Genomic DNA, 18,857 nt, shown 5'->3' with positions numbered 1-18,857 from the left:
TGTTGGGCGCCGCGATTCCGTGCTTTGGTGCACACCCCTTTTCGTCGGGAGAACCACTTTTCATGCGTAACCTCTTCTTCGCCAGCGCGGGTGTGGCCGCGCTCGTCTCCTCCGGCTGTGCGACGACGTCCCCGGAGCCCCGCCCGGAAGTCGCCGCGCCGGCCCCTTCGAGCGAGGTCGCCGCGCCGGTGGCCCCCTCGATTCCCCTGCTGGCGAAGTGGTCCGGCCCGCACGGCGGCGTGCCTCCCTTCGCCCAGGTGAAGGTGGAGGACTTCAAGCCCGCCATCGAAGCCGCCATGGACGAGTACCGCCGGGAGCTGGCCGCCATCGCGGGCAACCCCGCCGCGCCCGACTTCGAGAACACGCTGGCCGCGCTGGAGAACGCGGGCCGGACGTACGCCAACGTGGAGACGCTGTACGGCATCTGGGGCTCGTCCCTGAGCAGCCCGGAGTTCCAGGCCGTGGAGCGGGAGATGGCGCCCCGGTTCGCCGCCTTCGAGGACGAAATCACCCAGAACGAGGGCCTCTTCCGTCGCATCGAAGCCGTCTACCAGTCCCCCGACAAGGCGAAGCTGACGCCCGAGCAGCAGCGGCTGGCGTGGCTGCACCACACGCGCTTCGTGCGCTCCGGCGCGAAGCTGGACGGGGCGGCCAAGGCGCGGATGGGCGCCATCAACCAGCGCCTCGCGTCGCTCTACACGTCCTTCAGCCAGCACGTGCTCGGTGACGAGGAGGGCTACACCGTCGTCCTGGAGTCGGAGAAGGACCTGGCGGGCCTGCCGGACTCCGTGCGCGCGGGCGCCGCCGCCGCGGCCGAGGCGCGGGGCCAGAAGGGCAAGTGGATCATCACGAACACGCGCTCCTCCATGGAGCCGTTCCTGACGTACTCGTCGCGCCGCGACTTGCGCGAGAAGGTCTGGCGCAACTACGTCAACCGGGGCGACAACGGGGACGCGCGCGACAACAACGCCATCATCTCGGAAGTCCTCAAGCTGCGCGCCGAGCGCGCGAAGCTCCTGGGCTACGCCACGCACGCGCACTGGCGGCTGGAGAACGCCATGGCCCGGACGCCCGAGCGCGCCATGGAGCTGATGGAGGCGGTGTGGAAGCCCGCCGTGGCCCGCGTCCGCGAAGAGGTCGCGGACATGCAGAAGGTGGCCGACAAGGAGCGCGCGAAGCTGAAAATCGAGCCGTGGGACTACCGCTTCTACGCGGAGAAGGTCCGCAAGGCGAAGTACGACCTGGACCAGAACGAGGTGAAGCCCTACCTCCAGTTGGAGAAGCTGCGTGAGGGCATGTTCTGGGTGGCCGGCGAGCTGTTCGGCTTCGCCTTCACCCCGGTGACGGACGTGCAGGTCTACCACCCGGATGTCCGCGTCTGGGAGGTGAAGGACCAGGCGACGGGCCGCCACGTGGGGCTCTGGTACTTCGACCCGTACGCGCGGCCGGGCAAGCGCTCCGGCGCGTGGATGAACGCGTACCGCAACCAGGAGCGGTTCCGGGGCGACGTGACGACCATCGTCTCCAACAACTCCAACTTCGTGAAGGGCGCGCCCGGCGAGGCGGTGCTCATCTCCTGGGAGGACGCGAGCACGCTGTTCCACGAGTTCGGCCACGCGCTGCACGGCCTGAGCTCGTCGGTGTCCTACCCGTCGCTGTCCGGCACCAGCGTGGCGCGCGACTACGTGGAGTTCCCCTCGCAGCTCCTGGAGCACTGGCTGGCCACGCCCGAGGTGCTCAACACCTTCGCGCTGCACTACCAGACGGGCAAGCCCATCCCCCAGGCGCTGGTGTCTCGCATCGAGAAGGCCGCGACGTTCAACCAGGGCTTCGGCACGGTGGAGTACCTGTCCTCCGCGCTGGTGGACATGAAGCTGCACCTGGCCGGCGACGTGAGCATCGACGCGGATGCCTTCGAGCGCGACACGCTCAAGGCGCTGGGCATGCCCAAGGAAATCGTCATGCGCCACCGCACGCCGCAGTTCGGCCACGTCTTCGCGGGCGACGGCTACTCGGCGGGCTACTACAGCTACCTGTGGTCCGACACGCTGACGGCGGACGCGTTCGAGGGCTTCACCGAGGGCAAGGGCGCCTACGACAAGACGGTGGCGGAGAAGCTGCGCAAGAGCATCTTCTCCGTGGGCAACACCGTGGACCCGGCGGAGGGCTACCGCGCGTTCCGCGGCCGCGACGCCGGCATCAACGCGCTGATGCGCAAGCGGGGCTTCCCGGCGCCCGCCGCCGCGCAGACCAAGGCGCAGCCCTGAGCCACGTCGTCACCGACGTCGGGTGACACTCCTGGGGGCGCGAAGCACGGCCAGCCGCCGCTTCGTGCCCCCGGGCCTTTTCACGGGTCCAGGAACGCGCGCTTCACGTCCATGAGCAGCTCGTCCTGCTTGCCCGCGGGCTGCCCCCGCCGGTGTCCCTGGTTGATGGTCCAGATGATGGTGCCGCCCAGCCCCTGCGCGCGCGCCCACTGACCCTTGGCGAAGACGGACTGGCCATCCTCGTAGGAGATGTAGTTGCAGTGGCCCGGGCCATTCACGGACGGGTACGAGAGGTACGGGGACGCGGCCTTCTCGTCCCAGTGCCGGGCCTCCGCGCTGTAGTACGACGTCATGATGTTGTCGTAGCTCATCGCGTTGTCGCTCTGTCCCTCGTTGACGTCGGGCCGTCCGTCCAGCGGCGTGCGGGGCTCCGTCACGCCCTGCCAGCAGGTGCCGAAGAACCCGATGCCCACGCCCAGCCGGCCGCGCGGCACTCCCGCTTTCAGATATCCCTCCACGGAGTAGGCGACGGAGGTGGGGCGGTTCTGGGCTTCGTCCTGGAGGGGACTGGAGTGCCAGCTCTCCCATCCGCCCCAGTGGCCGCTCATCTTGTAGGACATGATGTTGAGCTGATCCACGCGCTCGGCGAGCCGGGCCATGAACTTCTCCTCCACCTCGGGCATCCCGAAGTTGGAGTTCAGCCAGTTCACCGGCACGGTGATGATGATGTCCGGGCGGGCCGCGCGCAGCTCGTCAATCAGGGCCAGCAGCAGCTCTCCATCATTGCCCGCGGGCGGCAGGTTGATGGGCTCCCAGTCGAGGTCCAGGCCGTCGTAGCCCAGCTCCTCCATCGCCTTGATGAGCTCCTTCACGAAGACGATGCGGCTCTCCCCCGTGGACGCCTGCACGAAGCCATCGTGCTCGCCGAAGCCGCCCACCATCAGCAGGGACTTCTTCCCCGCCAGCCGCGCGCCCGCCGACAGCGCCTTCGCCATGAGGGGCCCTTCGTAGACGGTGACGTCGAAGTCCGTGTGCAGCGTCCCGTCGTAGCGGGGACGCACGCGGCCCACCATGATGTGCGTCAGGCCGGAGAAGTCCACCTCCTCCGGCGGCAGTTGCGCGCGCTGATAGCCCACGTAGTAGCCCGACACCCAGCTCGACGGCGCACCGCCGGGCCTGGGCGTCACCGGGCCCACGAGCGCCGTGGGGCCCTCGCCCACCTCGTTGACGGCCCGCACCGTGAAGACGTGGGGCCTGTCATTGGTGAGGTCCGGGATGCTCACACTCGCCGCGGGCGCGTCCACGGTGACGGACCGGCCCCCGGGCTCGGCGGTGACGACGTACTTCGTGAGCGCGCGGCCCCCGTAGCTCGCCGGCTGCAGCCAACTGACGTAGGCCTGCCCGTTGCCCGCGGTCGCCCGCACCGAGCGCGGCTGGCCGGGCACCGTGGGGTTGCTGATGGCCATGCCCGGCATCGGCATCACCGGCACGGAGGGGATGGAGGAGGTGCCCTCGCCCCGGGCGTTCACCGCGGAGACCTTGAACAGATAGGCGAAGCCGTTGTTGAGGCCCATCACCGTGGCCTGGCGCTCGCCCGCGCTGACGATGGCGCCGCCGCACGCGGGCTGGCACCGCACCACGTAGTACAGGAGAGGGTGCCCACCGTCGCTCGTCGGAGGTGTCCACGTCACCAGCGCCTGGGCATCCGCGGCCTGCGCCTCCACCGAGGACGGCTCCGCCGGAAGCCCCGGGCCCTCGTCACTCTTGCCGCATCCCCCCAGCAGCGTCCCCACTCCCAACGCCAGGACGAGCTGCCACCGCGCTGCGTGTCGAGTCTTCACCTGCGCACCTCATGGACCAGTCTCCCGACTATACGGGGAAGCCTGACATTTCTTGTGCTGGAATTATCTAGCAGTACTGCATGTGATTCCCCCAGGACAAGGGCGAGGGGTTCTCTCATATTTCGAGAAGCCGGTTCGGCCGTCCTGGAGGTTCCCCATCCCGGGGTGGCGCCTTTGGTAGCGTGGCGCACCTGCCAATGAAACGACTTCTCCTGTCCATGGCCCTTGGGGTCGGTGTCCTCGCCGTCGTGCTCGTCGCCCGGACGCTCACGTTCAAGTCCCGGCAGGTGGTGCCGGAGGAGGCGACCGCGCTGACGGTGGACGCTCAGGCCCTGGCGTCGCGCCTGTCGGGGGCGCTGCGGTTGAAGACGGTGGCCGCCTCCGAGGGCGTGCCCGCGGACGCCGAGGCCTTCGCGGCCCTGCATGCCTACCTGGCGGAGCACTTCCCGCGCGTCCACGCCGAGCTGAAGCGCGAGGTGGTGGGGGCGCACTCGCTGCTCTACACGTGGCAGGGCACGGACGCCTCGCTGCGGCCGATGATGCTGTTGGGGCACCTGGACGTGGTGCCGGTGACGCCCGGCACGGAGGGCGCGTGGGCCCATCCTCCGTTCGCCGGGGTGGTGGCGGACGGGTTCGTCTGGGGGCGCGGCTCGCTGGACGACAAGGGGAGTGTGCTGGCGCAGCTGGAGGCGGTGGAGGCGCTGCTGGCGGCGGGGGAGAAGCCCCGGCGCACGGTGCTGCTCGCGTTCGGCGCGGACGAGGAGGTGGGCGGACGGGAGGGCGCGGTGGTCATCGCGAAGCGGCTCCAGGAGCGCGGCGTCCGGCTGGAGTCCGTGCTGGACGAGGGCGGCGTCATCATGTCCGGCACGGTGCCCGGCGTGAGCGCGCCCGTGGCGCTGGTGGGCACGTCGGAGAAGGGCTTCGTCAGCGTGGTGCTGTCGGTGAAGGGCGAAGGTGGCCACTCGTCCATGCCGCCGCCCAGCACCGCCGTGGGCGTGCTGGCTCGCGCCGTGTCGAGGCTGGAGGCCGCGCCCATGCCCACGCGGCTCCAGGGGGGCAGCCGCGAGCTGTTCACCCGCGTGGGGCCGGAGATGCCCTTTGGCATGCGACTGCTCTTCGCCAACCTGTGGCTCACCGAGCCGCTCGTGGTGCGGCAGCTCACGGCCAGTCCCACCACCAACGCGGCGGTGCGCACGACGACGGCCGTCACCGTGTTCGAGGGCGGCGTGAAGGACAACGTCCTGCCGGCGAGCGCCCGCGCGGTGGTGAACTTCCGCATCCTCCCGGGTGACAGCGTCGAAGGCGTGCTCTCGCATGTCCGGGCCACGGTGGATGACTCGCGCGTGGAGGTGGGCACGCTGGACTTCCAGAGCGAGCCCTCGCCGGTGTCTCCCACCGACTCCGAATCCTGGCGTGAGCTGGAGCGCTCGTTGCGCCAGGTGTTTCCCGACGTCCTCGTGTCGCCGTACCTCAACGTGGCCGCCACCGACTCGCGGCACTTCGTGGGCTTGAGCGACAACGTCTACCGCTTCTTCCCCGCGCACCTGCGGCGCGAGGACCTGGCGCGCATCCACGGCAAGGACGAGCGCATCGCCGTGACGGCCTACGCGGACGCGGTTCGCTTCTACGCCCAGTATCTGCGCAACGCCGCGCGCTGAGACACCCGTGAGACAGGCCCCCTGGCACGGGAGCCAGGGCAATCGAGTCCCGACCGGACACGGCTGCCATGGAAGGGAATGTGGGTCTGAGACACGAAAACAGGTGATTCAGTCCGCTCTTCCTGCACATCTGCGCATTTCCTGCATTTTCACGGAGGGTGCGGGATGCCGAATGCGCAACCGCGTTGACACGCACCGCGCGCACTTCCAGCATCGGTGTCTATGGCGACCGTCCCCCCTGTTGGAACGCGGCTCGCGAGTCTCGTACTCGCCTCTCTTCTCTTCTCGATAGTTGCATCCTCCTGCGGAGGCGATGGTGGCGCTGGCAAGCCCGACGCCGGCCTCCCCGATGGGGGTGATGGTGGCCCCGTCCTCTGTGACGGCGGCACCTGTCCCGTCGACACCTGCGGCGACCGCACGCTCCAGACGGGTGAAGCGTGTGACGACGGCAACAAGGTGGCCGGCGACGGTTGCACGGCGACGTGCGCCATCGAAGACGGCTGGGTCTGCGATGTCGCGGGTCAGCCCTGCATCCGCAAGTTCGGCTGTGGCAACGGCCGCGTGGAGGCTCCCGAGGCGTGTGATGACCGCAACGTGTCGTCCAACGACGGCTGCAGCGCGACCTGCACGGTGGAGGCCGGCTGGAACTGCCCCGCGGCCGGCGGTCGCTGCCACGCCGCCCGGTGCAACGACGGCATCAAGGTGGGTGATGAGGAGTGCGAGGACGGCAACGTCGCCAACAACGACGGCTGCAACTCCGAGTGCCGCCTCGAGGAGGGCTGGAAGTGCCCCACGGTGGGCGCGGTCTGCACCCGGACGACCTGTGGCGACATGATTGTCGAGGGCACCGAGGAGTGCGACGACGGCAACAAGGACATGGGCGATGGCTGCTCGCCGCTGTGCAAGCGCGAGCCGCGCTGCACCGGTGGCACCTGCCAGGCGACGTGCGGCGACGGCATCATGCTGCCCAACGACACGTCCGAGGAGTGCGACGACGGCAACGCGCGCTCCAACGACGGCTGCTCCGCGACGTGCAAGCTCGAGGAAGGCTTCGTGTGCAGGCTCATCGAGGAGACGCCGCCGGACGTGATCTCCATCCCCGTCGTCTACCGTGACTTCCGTGGCTGGGACCTGCCGGCCTCGGGTTCGGTCCCGAAGGGCCATATCGACTTCGAGAACGCCAATGGCTCCGAGAAGGGCATCGTCAAGACGGAGCTCGTGCGGAGCTACAACGGCAAGGACTACCCCGGCGGCAAGCCCGGCCTGGCGAAGCTGACGGGCTCCACCACCACGCATGGCGAGGCCCCCTTCATGCAGTGGTACATCGACGCCGCGGGCATCAACCAGACCGTCGTGGGGACCCTGGACCTGGCCAAGCAGCCCGATGAGTCGTACGTGTTCGACGACCCGGATTTCTTCCCCGTGGACGGCAAGGGCTGGATTGCCGCGGGCTTCGAGCAGCCGCGCAATGGTGGGCACAACTTCAGCTTCACCAGCGAGGCGCGCTACTGGTTCGAGTACAAGGGCACCGAGGTGCTCACGTTCCGCGGCGACGACGACGTGTGGGTGTTCATCAACGGCAAGCTCGCGCTGGACCTGGGCGGCGTGCACGGCGCCCAGGAGGACTCGGTCAACGTGTCGAGCCAGGCCTCCGCGCTGGGCCTCACCGTGGGCGGCATCTACGAAGTCGTCGTGTACCAGGCCGAGCGCCACACCACGGCGTCCTCGTACAAGCTGACGCTCAACGACTTCGTCACCAAGCGCACCGATTGCCGCGCCACCTGCGGCAACGGCGTGCCGGACGAAGGTGAGGAGTGCGACGACGGCATCAACGCCGGTGGCTACGGGCAGTGCGCTCGCGGCTGCGTGTTCGGCCCTCGCTGCGGCGACAACAAGGTGCAGCAGGACGCTCCGGCCAACGAGGAGTGCGACGACGGCAACACCCGCAGCAACGACGGCTGCAGCGCCACCTGCAAGGTGGAGATCGGCTGAGTCGTCCGTCGTGACGAGCCGCTTCCGGGCCTGACGCCCTGGAGCGGCTCGCGCCTCACCGCCGCGCGCCAGGGTGACACCCGCCCGGCGCGCGGTGGGGGCGAGGCGCGTGTCCCGAGACTCGCAAAGGCCCCCGGTTCGCTCCGGAGCGGGCCTGGGGTCGGGATGACCGCGAGGGGCTGGCCGGGGAGCAGGCATGCGCTCATTCGTCGCGGGCCGCTCTCGCGAGGCCGTCTGGTATCTTCCGCGCGACTCCATGGTGTCCCTCTCCCCGCCGCGCGTGTTGCTGCTGCTGTCCCTGCTGCTGGCTGCTCCGGCCGGCGCGGCTGGCGCGAAGAGCACGCAGCCTGGCGCCGACGAGGTGATGGGCATGCTGCGCAAGGTGGAGACGGCCCGGGTGCGCGGGACGCTGCGCGTGCTGGACAGTGAGCTGGAAGAGCAGGGCCGCGCGAGGCCCAAGGACTTGATGCCACGCGTGTACCGCGCATGGCTCGCCTTCCCGGCGGACACCTGCTGGAACGAGCTCAAGGCCCTGTCCACGCTGGAGCCGGAGAACCCCTGGCCCCATCTGGGCATGGGGCTCATCTACATCCGCTGGGGCCTCTTGTCGGAGGCGCGAGGTCCGCTGGCCGCCGCGCGTCGGGCGTCGCCCGACTTCGCTCCCGCGCTCTGGGGGGAAGGGCTGCTGCTCCAGGCGGAGGGGAAGCCCGCGGAGGCGGAGGCTCGCCTGCGTGCTTCGCTGGCGAAGCTGGATGCGCCCCAGGTGCGCACCGCGCTCGGCCTGTTGCTGGCGGCGAAGCCCGGACGGGAGGCGGAGGCGCGCGCGGAGCTGTCGCGCTCGGTGGAGGTTTGGCCGGAGCAGCCGGAGGCGCTGCGCAAGCTGGCCGCGCTGGCCCATGCGGCGAAGGACGTGCGCGCGGCGGCCCTGGCGGGAGAGAAGCTCGTCTCCCTGAAGCCCATGGACCGCGAGGCGCACCGGCTCCAGGCGGACCTGTGGCTCTCCGCCTCCGAGAAGGACAAGGCCGCGCGCTCGCTGGAGCGGTACGTGGAGCTGGGCGGCGCGGAGGCCGGGGCGCTGGCGCTGCTCGCCCGCGTCTACGCGGAGCTGTCGCGCCCGGCGGACGAGGAGAAGGCCCTGGTCCGGCTCATCGACGTGGAGCTGAAGGACCCCGAGCCGCTCTTGCGGCTGGCGGAGCTGACCGAGGCGCGCGCGGACGCCACCGCCAGCGAGGGCTTCCTGGTGAAGGCGTCGGAGCGGGCGCCGGAGCGCTCCGACATCCACGTGCGCCGGGCCCGGTTGTGTTTGAGGCAGGAGCGCTGGAAGGACGCGCTGGTGTCCTACCGCGCGGCGCAGACCGCCCCCGAGCGGAAGGTGCCGGAGGCGGAAGCCGAGACGGCGGAGCTGGTGCGGCGCTTCCGTCTGCCCGCGACGCCGGCCAGGGGCGCGGCGGACAAAATCTACAACCGGGTGTCGCTGGGGTTGGTGGCGCTCTACATGGAGCGGCTCAAGGAACTGCCGGAGCTCAAGGGCAACCTCAAGCTGCGCGTCCAGGTGGATGCGTCCGGCCGGGCCACGCAGGTGTCGGTCCTCTACGACAGCATGGAGGACCCGTTCATCGCGGGCCACGCGTACTTCGCCTTCCTGGACGCGCAATATCCTCCCGGCCAGGACGAGCCCATCTTCCAGTACGTCTTCCGGCCGCCGCCGAAGTAGCGGCCGGAAGTCGTCGCCCGCGCGTCATTCCCCGTCGGACGTGCCGCTGCCGCCGTAGCCCCGGGCCTCGCCGCGCAGCTTCTCCCACTCGCCTCGGGCCTGACGCTCCTCACCCAGGCGCTGGTCCACCAGTCGCTGGGCCTCCTCCGTGTTGCGCTGGGCGTTGGCCACCGCGCTGGTGAACTCGGCCTCGGAGAGGTCCTTGGCGCGCACGTCATCGCTGTTCCTCAGCGCCTCCATTTCGGCCTGACGAAGGCGCGCGTCGGCCAGCTCCAGCTCGCGCTGGCGAAGGTCCTTGCGAGCCTTCTGGGTCTCGATGGCGCGCTGGCGCCACTCGAGCTGGGCATGGGCGGCCGCCTGCTTGCCCTCGGTGGCCTTCAGCTCCGCCTGGGCTTGCGAGATGTTGGACGCCCGGCCGGTGGCCTGCGCGGCCTCGACGGCCGTCTGGTTGGCCTTGGTGGAGAGCTTCGCGGCCTCCTCGTTGCGCTGGGCGACCTCCGCCGCGCGCTCCGCGTCCTTGACGGCCACGTCCGCGCGGGTGACTTCATCCTGGGCCTTGAGTCGCTCCGCCTGGGCGTTGCGCACGTCGCCGAGCTCCGACTCCGGGACTCGGGCCAGCCAGGACTGGTCGACCTTCTGCTGCTCCTTGCTCGCGGAGCGGGATGAGCTGCACCCTCCGAGGACAAGGGCCGTACCGAACACCACTCCCGCCAGCACCTGACGCCGTCTCGTCTGGAACATGATTCCTCCTCACCATCGCGGATCGTTGCCTGCTCGACACGGTAGGCACTCAGCGGTGGTGAGGCAGTCGGCACTGCAGTGCATCGGGCGTTCGCTTCGCGGCGCGCCGGACGGAGGCTCCGTGGGCCTCCCGGAGACGGGCCCCGGGGGGCAGGCCTCGTCCGCCGGCTTGCTTCGCGGACGAGCGCGGGCTCAGCGCTTCTCGAGGATGACCGCGTAGAACTCGATGCCGACGCCCTCGCGGTCCTCCTCGGTGATGTGGCCCACGGGCAGGCCCAGGAACTCGCGCACCGTCATCACTCCGCCGGGGCCGGGCGTCCACGGGCCGCACAGGTCCAGGTACTCGCGCAGAGAGTAGAGCTGGAAGGACTCGCCCATCTTCTGGAACATGCCGACGAACTGCTCCCACTTCGGCGTGCTCAGGCCCGGGGCCTTCGTCTCGAAGGTCGCGAAGAGCTTGGAGCCGGGCGCGGCCCAGTCATACAAGTCGCGGAAGAACTTCCGGTTCTCCTCCGAGGAGAGGAACACGGTGATGCCGTTGGCGCCGAAGGCCACGCGCCGCTCTCCATCCAGGAACGTCTGGACGTCCGGGCGGCGCAGGAAGTCCCCCGCGGAGCGGATGTCGCATTCCATGTAGCGCGTGCGCGGATTGTCGCCGAGCAGGTGCTTGCCGGTGGCGATGGTGAGCGGATTGATGTCGCTGTAGAGCACCTTGGCCTGCGGCAGCACGGAGTGGACGTGGTCGCTCGTCGGCAGGCCGGAGGCGAAGTCCACCCAGTGATGGAAGCCGTCCGAGGACAGGCGCTGGGCGGCGGTGCGCAGACAGCCGCGCAACATGCGCAACCACTTCCGGGTGGAGGGCACCAGCGAGAACATGAACTCCGCGGCCTGGCGGTCCGCCTCGAAGTGGTGGGTGCCTCCCAGGGTGTAGTCGTAGATGCGGGCCGCGTCGGGCACGTGGGGGTTGACGCCGGGGATGCGGGCCAGCTCCGGGTTGTCCATGCGTCTGTCTCCGTCGGGGTGGATGCGGATGTAACGGGGTGGCGCGGCTTCAGGGCCGCCAGACTTCGGAAGTCGTCTCCAGCGAGCCATCCGGCGCCACGCGCGTGGTGCCCGCGACGAGGAACGCGCCCTCGCCCAGCGGGACGACGTGGTGTCCCGCGCGGCCCACGGCCAGCGGCATCCCAGGGCTCCAGGTGCCCGTGGCCGGATTCCACAGCTCCACGTCGGTGGCTTCCGCGTAGGTGTCCGAGCGCAGCCCTCCGGACACGGCGGCCCGTCCGTCCGGAAGCGCGGTGAGGGTGAAGCTGGAGCGGGCCAGGCCGAGCGCGCCCGTCGCCGTCCACTGCTCGGTGCGCGGGTCGAAGACCTCGGCGCTCGTGAGCGAGGTGCCCTGGTGCCAGCCGCCCACGACGAGGATGCGCCTGTCGGAGAGGGTGACGCCCTCGGCGTCGTCTCGGGCCTCTGTGAGGGGATGGGGGGCGGTCCTCCAGGCCCGTGACGAGGGCTCCCAGAGTTCGGTGCTCAGGTTCAGGGGCGGCGCCAGATGTTCGCCTTCGATGATGGCGAAGCCGAAGCCGTTGTCGCGGCCCCCGGCGATGACGACGCGCTCCCCGCTCACGCACACGGGGCCGGTGTGGAAGATGCGAACCGTCTGGCCCGCGGGCTCCCACGCCGTGGCGCCGGGGCGCAGCACTTCCGCGCGTGTGCCCCGCTCGATGTCGTTGTCATGGTCCGAGCCCAGCACCAGCACCGCGCCGTCCGGGAGCACGCGCGCGACGGGACGCGAGCGCGCGGCCCGCAGCGGCGGGCCGGGGACGAAGCGCCGGGTGTCCGGCTCCCAGTAGCGGGTGCTGTCCAGCTCCGGAGTCGGGTTGTCCCGTCCGCCGATGAGCAGCACGCGTCCGTCCGGGAGCGCCACCGCCGCATGGTCCTGCCGGGGCTCGGGCAGCGGGGAGAGTTCCAACCACTCTTCCCGCGAGGTGTCCCAGAACGCCGCGCCCGTCGACGCGCGAGGCGTGGCGCCGATGCCGTCCCGCTGCCAGCCCTGTCCGCCCGCGAGCAGCGCCCCTCCGGCGACAGCCGTCAGGCTGAACCCGTCGAGCCAGAGGCCGGAGTAGGGGACGCGTCTGCGCGCGGTGGACGGCGGGCTTCGAGTCATGGCGCCATCGTACGCCGGCCCCGCCACCTGGCGCCTCTGGCCCGGTGAGGTCTCCGGCGACCTGGACGCTGGGATGCACACGTCAGACGACCCCGAGTGCCGGGGAGGATGCCGGACGTGGGCCGGCCGGGGTGACAACCTGGGAGGGTGGACGAGCCGTGGGTGTCCCAGGCAAAGGCTTGTCTCGCGTGCATGTCTGGTGTTTCTCTGTCCATTCCAAGTCGTGTCGAGGGGGGAGACATGAGCCGTGTGCGCAGTGGTGCCGCCGTGGCTGTCTGGGGTTGTCTATTGGGAGCGCTGTGGCTGTCGGGCTGCGTCGAGCCAGGGGCAACTCCGCCTCCCGAGGACCTTGCTTCCAGCCGCGCCGCGGAAGGCTTCTCCCGTCAAGGCACGGTGATGGCGGGGCGTAATCACACGCTGACGCTGCGCGCGGATGGCACGGTGTGGGCGTGGGGTGGCAACACCTTTGGTCAGCTCGGGGATGGCACGACGACGGCGAAGTCCTCGCCCACACGGATTCGAGGGCCGCTGGGGATGAGTGCCATTGGCGTGGGGGAGCTGCACTCACTCGCGCTGAAGGCCGACGGCACCGTGTGGACGTGGGGAGACAACACCCGGGGGCAGTTGGGGGATGGAACCACCACGCGTCGGGCGTGGCCCCAGCGAGTGCCAGGACTGACGAACGTGGTGCGCATCGCGGGAGGCTTCTCGCATTCGCTGGCGCTCAAGGCGGACGGCACGGTGTGGGCGTGGGGCCTCAACGCCACGGGGCAGTTGGGTGATGGGACGACGTCCCAGCGCCTGGCTCCCACCCAGGTGCAAGGGCTCATCAACGTCGTGGCCATCGCCGCGGGCAATGCGCACTCCCTGGCCCTGACGGCGGACGGCGCCGTGTGGACATGGGGTGGAAACGCGGACGGTCAGCTCGGCACGGGGGACACGCTGAACCGCTCCCTGCCGGTGGCCGTGGCGGGACTGACAGGCGTGACGGCGCTGTCGGGCGGTGGCTCGCACTCGGTGGTGCTCAAGTCGGATGGCACCGTGTGGGCGTGGGGACAGAACACCTACGGCCAGCTCGGTGATGGGACGACGGGGCAGCGCCTGACGCCGACCCAGGTCCCCGGGCTCTGGGACGTGGAGGCGGTGGTGGGCGGAGGCCAGCACTCAGTGGCGTTGAGGGTGGATGGCTCGGTGTGGACGTGGGGGAACAACCAGCGAGGTCAGTTGGGGGATGGAAGCCTGACGCAGCGCCTGGCGCCGATGCGGGTGACGGGGGTGTCCTTGGTGAAGGGCGTCACGGCGGGCGGGGGACAGCACACGGTGGTGGTGAAGGCGGACGGCACGGTGCTGGCGTGGGGCTCCAACGCGGACGGGCAGGTGGGGGACGGGACGACGTTCCAGGCCTTCGTGCCGACGCGGACGGCGGGCTGGCGGCAGCGGACGGACGTGTCGACGGGGGATGCGCACACGGTGGTGGTGAAGGCGGACGGCACGGTGTGGGCCTGGGGGGAGAACTACCTGGGGCAGCTCGGGGCGGCGGGCCGGCCGGGCCGTGCGACGCCCGGGCAGGTGCCAGGACTGTCGGAGGTGCTGGCGGTGGCGTCTGGCCGGGACCACACGGTGGCGCTCACGCTGGAGGGTTCGGTGTGGACGTGGGGAGGAACCTTCGAGGGCCCCGGTGGGCCGGCGGCTCGCGACGGCCTGCGGACGCCCACGCGCATCACCAGCCTCTCCAACGTGGTGATGGTGGGGGCGGGGATGCACCACTCCGTGGCGCTGAAGGACGACGGCACGGTGTGGGCGTGGTCCATCAATCCCCTGTGGTTCCCGGGTGCGCCCCCGTCGAGCTTCGTGCTCGCTCCGACGCAAGTCTCGGGCCTCACGGGAGTCATCGCGGTGTCGGGGGGCGGCTACAACTTCTTCGCATTGAAGGCGGACGGCACGCTGTGGGCGTGGGGCACCAATCCACACGGCAATATCGGCGACGGGACGCTGGATGATGCCCCGCTCCCGGTGCGGGTGCTGGGACTGACGGAGGTGATGGACTTCTCCTCGGGGCTGACTCATTCCGCGGCGCTGAAGGCGGACGGCACGATGTGGACCTGGGGTGAGAACTCCGACGGCCAGCTCGGAGACGGCACCCAGGTCAACCGGCTCTCGCCCATCCAGGTCCAGGGGCTCACGGAAGGGATACGCCTCTCCGCCGGCTTCGCGGACTCCTTCGTGCTGAAGTCGAACGGGACGGTGGAGTCCTGGGGCTTCAATGGCTCTGGGCAACTGGGGGACGGCACGTTCATCACGCGTTCGGTGCCCGCTCCGCTGACGGGCTTCACGGGGGCGGTGTCCCTGTCGGCCGGGCTGCATCACGTGGCGGTGGTGAAGGGGGATGGCTCGGTCTGGACCTGGGGTCTCAACCAGAGCGGGCAGTTGGGCACGGGGACCTTCGTCGACAGCGCCACGCCCGTGCGTGTGTGGTGATTCGCCGCGGGAGTCGGGCTTCGGAGGCGCGCCGGGGCTCGTGACAGGGATTGCAAGACTCGTCTGGAGCAGGGGGACTCATGCAATGCGGTGGGAGAAGTGTGTCCGGCATCCTGGCGTGGGGCGGGTTGCTGTGCGCGCTGGTGCTGGTGGGGTGCACCGAGCGCGGCGCCAGTGGCAAGGCGGCGGAGCTCGCGTCCGCGCGCGCGGCGGAAGGTGTCGCGCGTCAGGGCACGGTGCTGGCGGGGCGCAATCACACGCTGGCGTTGCGCTCGGACGGGACGGTGTGGGCGTGGGGGCGCAATCACCTGGGGCAGCTGGGGGATGGGAGCACCGTCACGCAGAGGCTGGTGCCCGTGAATGTTCCCGGCCTCTCGGCGCTGTCCGTCGCCGCGGGCGCCGCTCATGCGCATGCGATTCAAGGAGACCGGGGCGAGTGGTCCTGGGGTGACAGCACTTCGGGGCAGCTTGGCACGGGCCTGTCTCCTGTTCGAGTGTCACCCGTGAGGGTCTGGTAGCGCGGCAAAGGCAGCACGAAGTCCGGGAGGGCCTCGTGCTGCTGCGAGCACCCTCCCGACCGCGCCCCTGCTTCGCGCGGGTCCTGTTTGGAAGTTCTCGTCGTCGGGCTGTCTGAAAAGGGGTGTCCCATGGAGCGTGTCGCGAGACGTGTGTCTGGAATCCCGGTGTGCTGGCTGTTGTGCGTGATGTGGCTGGCGAGTTGTGGTGAGCCGGGTGCATTCGAAAATTCCGAACTCGGCACCATCCGTGCCGCTGAGGGCGCCTCGCGCCAGGGCACGGTGATGGCGGGGCGGCACCACACGTTGGCGCTGCGCTCGGATGGGACGGTGTGGTCCTGGGGCGGAAATGCCTTTGGACAATTGGGCAATGGCACCACCCGCCCTCGTCCTGCGCCCACGCGCGTGTGGCGTCTGTTCAGCATCAGGGCCATTGGCGCCGGGGAGCTGCATTCGCTGGCGTTGAAGTCGGACGGGACGGTGTGGTCCTGGGGCTACAACAGCAGCGGCCAGCTCGGGGATGGCAGCCTCGTCTCTCGCTCGGTGCCCGCGGCCCTGCCGAACCTGACGAACGTGGTGGGCATCGCCGCCGGCTTCTCCCACTCCGTGGTCCTGAAGGCGGACGGGACGGTGTGGGCCTGGGGCAACAACGCGACAGGGCAGTTGGGAGATGGGACGACGGTGCGAAAGACCTCACCTGTGCAGGTGCAGGGCCTGACGGGCGTGGTGTCCATCGCGGCGGGCAATGCTCATTCAATGGCGCTGACGGCGGACGGCCGGGTGTGGACGTGGGGCGGAAACGCGGATGGTCAGCTCGGCACGGGAACCCTGACAGGCCGCTTGCTGCCCGCCGTCCTCCCAGGGATGACGGGCGTGACGGCGGTGACCGGCGGTGGCTCTCACTCGGTGCTGTTGAAGACGGATGGCACGGTGTGGAGCTGGGGGAGGAATGACGAGGGACAGCTGGGGCTGGGCACCTCGGCGGCGAGCCTGGTCCCCACGCAGGTGCCAGGGCTGACGGGTGTCGCCGCGGTGGTGGGTGGAGGCCAGCACACGGTGGCGCTGAAGGGGGATGGAACGGTGTGGGCGTGGGGCAGCAACCTGAGAGCGCAGCTGGGAGACGGAACGCAGACGCAAAGACTGTCACCGTTCCAGGTGCCCGGGCTCACGCAGGTCAAGGGCGTGTCGGCGGGAGGTGGGCAGCACTCGGTGGCGGTGGTGGCCACGGGCGAGGTATGGGCCTGGGGCTCCAACTCCGACGGACAGGTGGGGGATGGGACCTATCTGATGAAGCTGGCGCCCGCGCTGACGCGGGGGTTGCTGGAGCGCGTGGAGGCCTCCTCGGGAGGGCGCCATTCCCTGGCGCTCAAGGCGGATGGCACCGCGTGGGCCTGGGGCTCGAATGACCAGTCCCAGCTCGGGGATGGCACGACGCAGACTCGCTGGCTGCCCGTCCAGGTCCCCACGCTGACGCTGATGGCGGCCGTGGCCGCGGGGGCCTACCACTCGGTGGCGCTCAAGGAGAACGGCTCGGTGTGGAGCTGGGGCTCGAACAGTTGGGGAGCGCTGGGGGATGGGACGAACGTCAACCGGGCCCTGCCCGTGAAGGTGGGCACCACGCTCACCGCGTCGGCCGTGGCGGTGGGGGCCTATCATTCGCTGGCCTTGAGTGTGGACGGCTCCGTCTGGGCGTGGGGAGACAACGAGATGGGGCAGCTCGGGGACGGCAATCCCCGGTTCCTGTCCCGGACGGCGCCCGTCAAGGCGCTGGGCCTGGAAGGCGTCGTGGCGCTCTCGGCGGGCGTCGAGCACTCGCTGGCGTTGAAGGCGGATGGAACGGTCTGGACCTGGGGCCGCCAGGACACGTGCAAGGACGTCGAGGACCTGGGCCGGCTGGTCTTCGCGCCCGAGCAGGTGCTGGGGCTGACGGACGTGGTTTCGCTGGGGGCGGGTGTCTGTCATTCGCTGGCGTTGAAGGCGGATGGCACGGTGTGGGCCTGGGGAAGCAACGCGAAGGGGCAGCTGGGGGATGGGAGCTTCACGGCGCGGCTCGCTCCGGCGCGGGTGCCAGGGCTCACGGGGGTGGTGGCGCTGTCGGTGGGAGCCGAGAGTGTCCTGGCCTTGAAGGCGGATGGCACCGTGTGGGGCTGGGGTGCCAACGTCCAGGGGCAGTTGGGAGGGGGGGCTTCGGCGGCGCGTACGAGTCCGGTGCAGGTGCCCGCGCTCACGGGGGTCAGGACGGTCTCCGTGGGGGAGCAGCACTCCCTGGTGGTGAAGGAGGATGCGACGGTCTGGGCGTGGGGTGCGAATGCCGACGGGCAGATTGGCGATGGGGTCGTGGATTGGCAGTTGCTGCCGGTGCGCTCGCAGCTCGTGGCTTCACGCGGGCTGTCCACGGCGTATCAGTTCTCGCTGGGCGTCGCGCTGGACGGGAGCGTCCAGGGCACGGGGGCGAATCTGTCAGGGCAGTTGGGGGATGGGAGCGTCCTGAACCGCGCGCTGCCGGTGGCGGCGCTGGGGCTCACGGAGTGTCGAGCGATTGCCGGCGGTCAGGGGCATACCCTGGCCTTGAAGTCAGATGGGCGGCTGCTCTCCTGGGGGGAGAATCAGGAGGGTGAGCTGGGAGATGGGACGAGGGTGTCCCGGGCGCTGCCCACGTTGATTCCCTCGCCGACGGGAGTCCTGTCCATCGCGGTGGGCAGCCGGCACTCGCTGGCCTTGCTGGGAGATGGCACCGTCCAGTCCTGGGGTTCCAATGTCCAGGGGCAACTGGGTGACGGGACGACCGTGTCCCGAATCCTGCCGGTCCGCGTCCAGGGCTTGACGGGGGTGGCTGCGATTGCGGCGGGCGAGGGCTTCTCCCTGGCGCTCAAGCACGACGGCACGGTGTGGAGCTGGGGGTACAATTCGCTGGGACAGTTGGGCGATAACTCCACGGCCCGGCGGCTGTCGCCGGTGCAGACGCAAGGGCTCACGGGCGTGACGGCTGTCTCGGCTGGACGCACGCATGCGCTGGCCTTGAAGGGAGATGGGACCATCTGGGGCTGGGGGTCCAATACCTATGGCGAGCTGGGGGATGGCACACAGGTGCGCAAGCTGTTGCCCGTGCAGGTGAGCGGGGTGGCGGGGGCTGTCACCCTGGACGCGGGCGAGCACCACAGCCTCGCGGTGACGACGGGTGGCAAGGTCTGGTCCTGGGGGCGCAACCAGCAGGGCCAGCTGGGCAGCGGGGCGAAGTCCAACTGGCGGCTGTTGCCGGCACAGGTGGCGGGGCTGACGGGCGCCGTGTCCGTGGGGGCAGGGGGTGAGCACTCGCTCGCCGTGCTCGCGGACCGGAGTGTCTGGGCTTGGGGCAGCAGCAGCCATGGGCAGCTGGGCACGGGGCTCTCCAGCTTCCGTGCCGCACCCGTGCTGGTCTGGTAGCGCGAGGATTCAACCCCACCCGTGACGACGTTGGCCTCGATGCCAGCGTCGGACACGGGTGGGGGTT

At 70.1% G+C, this 18,857-nt stretch carries 11 protein-coding genes; 7 read left to right on the top strand and 4 right to left on the bottom strand.

Going from position 1 to position 18,857, the window contains the following annotated elements:
* Window positions 1-62: 62 nt before the first annotated feature.
* Window positions 63-2,267, top strand: a complete 2,205-nt coding sequence (locus tag HUA74_RS37550) for a M3 family metallopeptidase (RefSeq protein WP_174458436.1) — start codon at window positions 63-65, stop codon at window positions 2,265-2,267.
* Between the two features lie 80 nt (window positions 2,268-2,347).
* Here the strand turns inward: HUA74_RS37550 and HUA74_RS37545 are convergent, their stop codons facing one another.
* Entirely contained in the window at window positions 2,348-4,108 is a 1,761-nt protein-coding gene (locus HUA74_RS37545; RefSeq protein WP_174458435.1) for a glycosyl hydrolase family 18 protein, read from the bottom strand.
* Between the two features lie 182 nt (window positions 4,109-4,290).
* Here HUA74_RS37545 and HUA74_RS37540 point away from each other — a divergent pair, with 182 nt between their 5' ends.
* The 3 genes from HUA74_RS37540 to HUA74_RS37530 all read left to right on the top strand — a co-directional run bounded on the left by HUA74_RS37540 (window position 4,291) and on the right by HUA74_RS37530 (window position 9,472).
* A complete protein-coding gene (locus HUA74_RS37540) occupies window positions 4,291-5,766 on the top strand; it encodes a M20 family peptidase (protein WP_371817371.1) in 1,476 nt (491 codons plus the stop codon).
* Window positions 5,767-5,988: 222 nt separating this feature from the next.
* Window positions 5,989-7,758: a DUF4215 domain-containing protein gene (locus tag HUA74_RS37535; RefSeq protein WP_174458434.1), complete on the top strand. Its 1,770-nt coding sequence runs from the start codon at window positions 5,989-5,991 to the stop codon at window positions 7,756-7,758.
* A gap of 196 nt (window positions 7,759-7,954) precedes the next feature.
* Window positions 7,955-9,472, top strand: coding sequence for a hypothetical protein (locus HUA74_RS37530; RefSeq protein WP_254625434.1), 1,518 nt, complete (start codon window positions 7,955-7,957; stop codon window positions 9,470-9,472).
* 24 nt (window positions 9,473-9,496) lie between these two features.
* Here HUA74_RS37530 and HUA74_RS37525 read toward each other — a convergent pair whose 3' ends face one another.
* The 3 genes from HUA74_RS37525 to HUA74_RS37515 all read right to left on the bottom strand — a co-directional run bounded on the left by HUA74_RS37525 (window position 9,497) and on the right by HUA74_RS37515 (window position 12,374).
* Entirely contained in the window at window positions 9,497-10,213 is a 717-nt protein-coding gene (locus tag HUA74_RS37525; RefSeq protein WP_174458433.1) for a hypothetical protein, read from the bottom strand.
* A 192-nt stretch (window positions 10,214-10,405) separates the two neighbouring features.
* A complete protein-coding gene (locus HUA74_RS37520; protein ID WP_174458432.1) occupies window positions 10,406-11,215 on the bottom strand; it encodes an SAM-dependent methyltransferase in 810 nt (269 codons plus the stop codon).
* A 49-nt stretch (window positions 11,216-11,264) separates the two neighbouring features.
* A complete protein-coding gene (locus HUA74_RS37515) occupies window positions 11,265-12,374 on the bottom strand; it encodes a kelch repeat-containing protein (protein WP_174458431.1) in 1,110 nt (369 codons plus the stop codon).
* Between the two features lie 240 nt (window positions 12,375-12,614).
* Between HUA74_RS37515 and HUA74_RS37510 the strand changes: the two genes are divergently transcribed.
* From HUA74_RS37510 to HUA74_RS37500, 3 genes are all read left to right on the top strand, one after another.
* On the top strand, window positions 12,615-14,852 hold the full coding sequence (locus HUA74_RS37510; RefSeq protein WP_174458430.1) for an RCC1 repeat-containing protein: 2,238 nt from the start codon (window positions 12,615-12,617) through the stop codon (window positions 14,850-14,852).
* 101 nt (window positions 14,853-14,953) lie between these two features.
* Window positions 14,954-15,370, top strand: a complete 417-nt coding sequence (locus HUA74_RS37505) for a hypothetical protein (RefSeq protein WP_174468781.1) — start codon at window positions 14,954-14,956, stop codon at window positions 15,368-15,370.
* A gap of 129 nt (window positions 15,371-15,499) precedes the next feature.
* Window positions 15,500-18,790 carry an RCC1 repeat-containing protein gene (locus HUA74_RS37500; RefSeq protein ID WP_174458428.1) on the top strand — a complete coding sequence of 1,097 codons (3,291 nt, stop codon included), beginning with the start codon at window positions 15,500-15,502 and terminating at the stop codon, window positions 18,788-18,790.
* Window positions 18,791-18,857 lie beyond the last annotated feature (67 nt).

Origin of the sequence: Myxococcus sp. CA051A, assembly GCF_013336705.1 — a bacterium.
In the GTDB taxonomy this organism is placed as follows: Bacteria; Myxococcota; Myxococcia; order Myxococcales; family Myxococcaceae; genus Myxococcus; species Myxococcus llanfairpwllgwyngyllgogerychwyrndrobwllllantysiliogogogochensis.
Note: the sequence above shows the minus strand (reverse complement) of the source record. Positions and strands in the feature narration are given on the sequence as shown.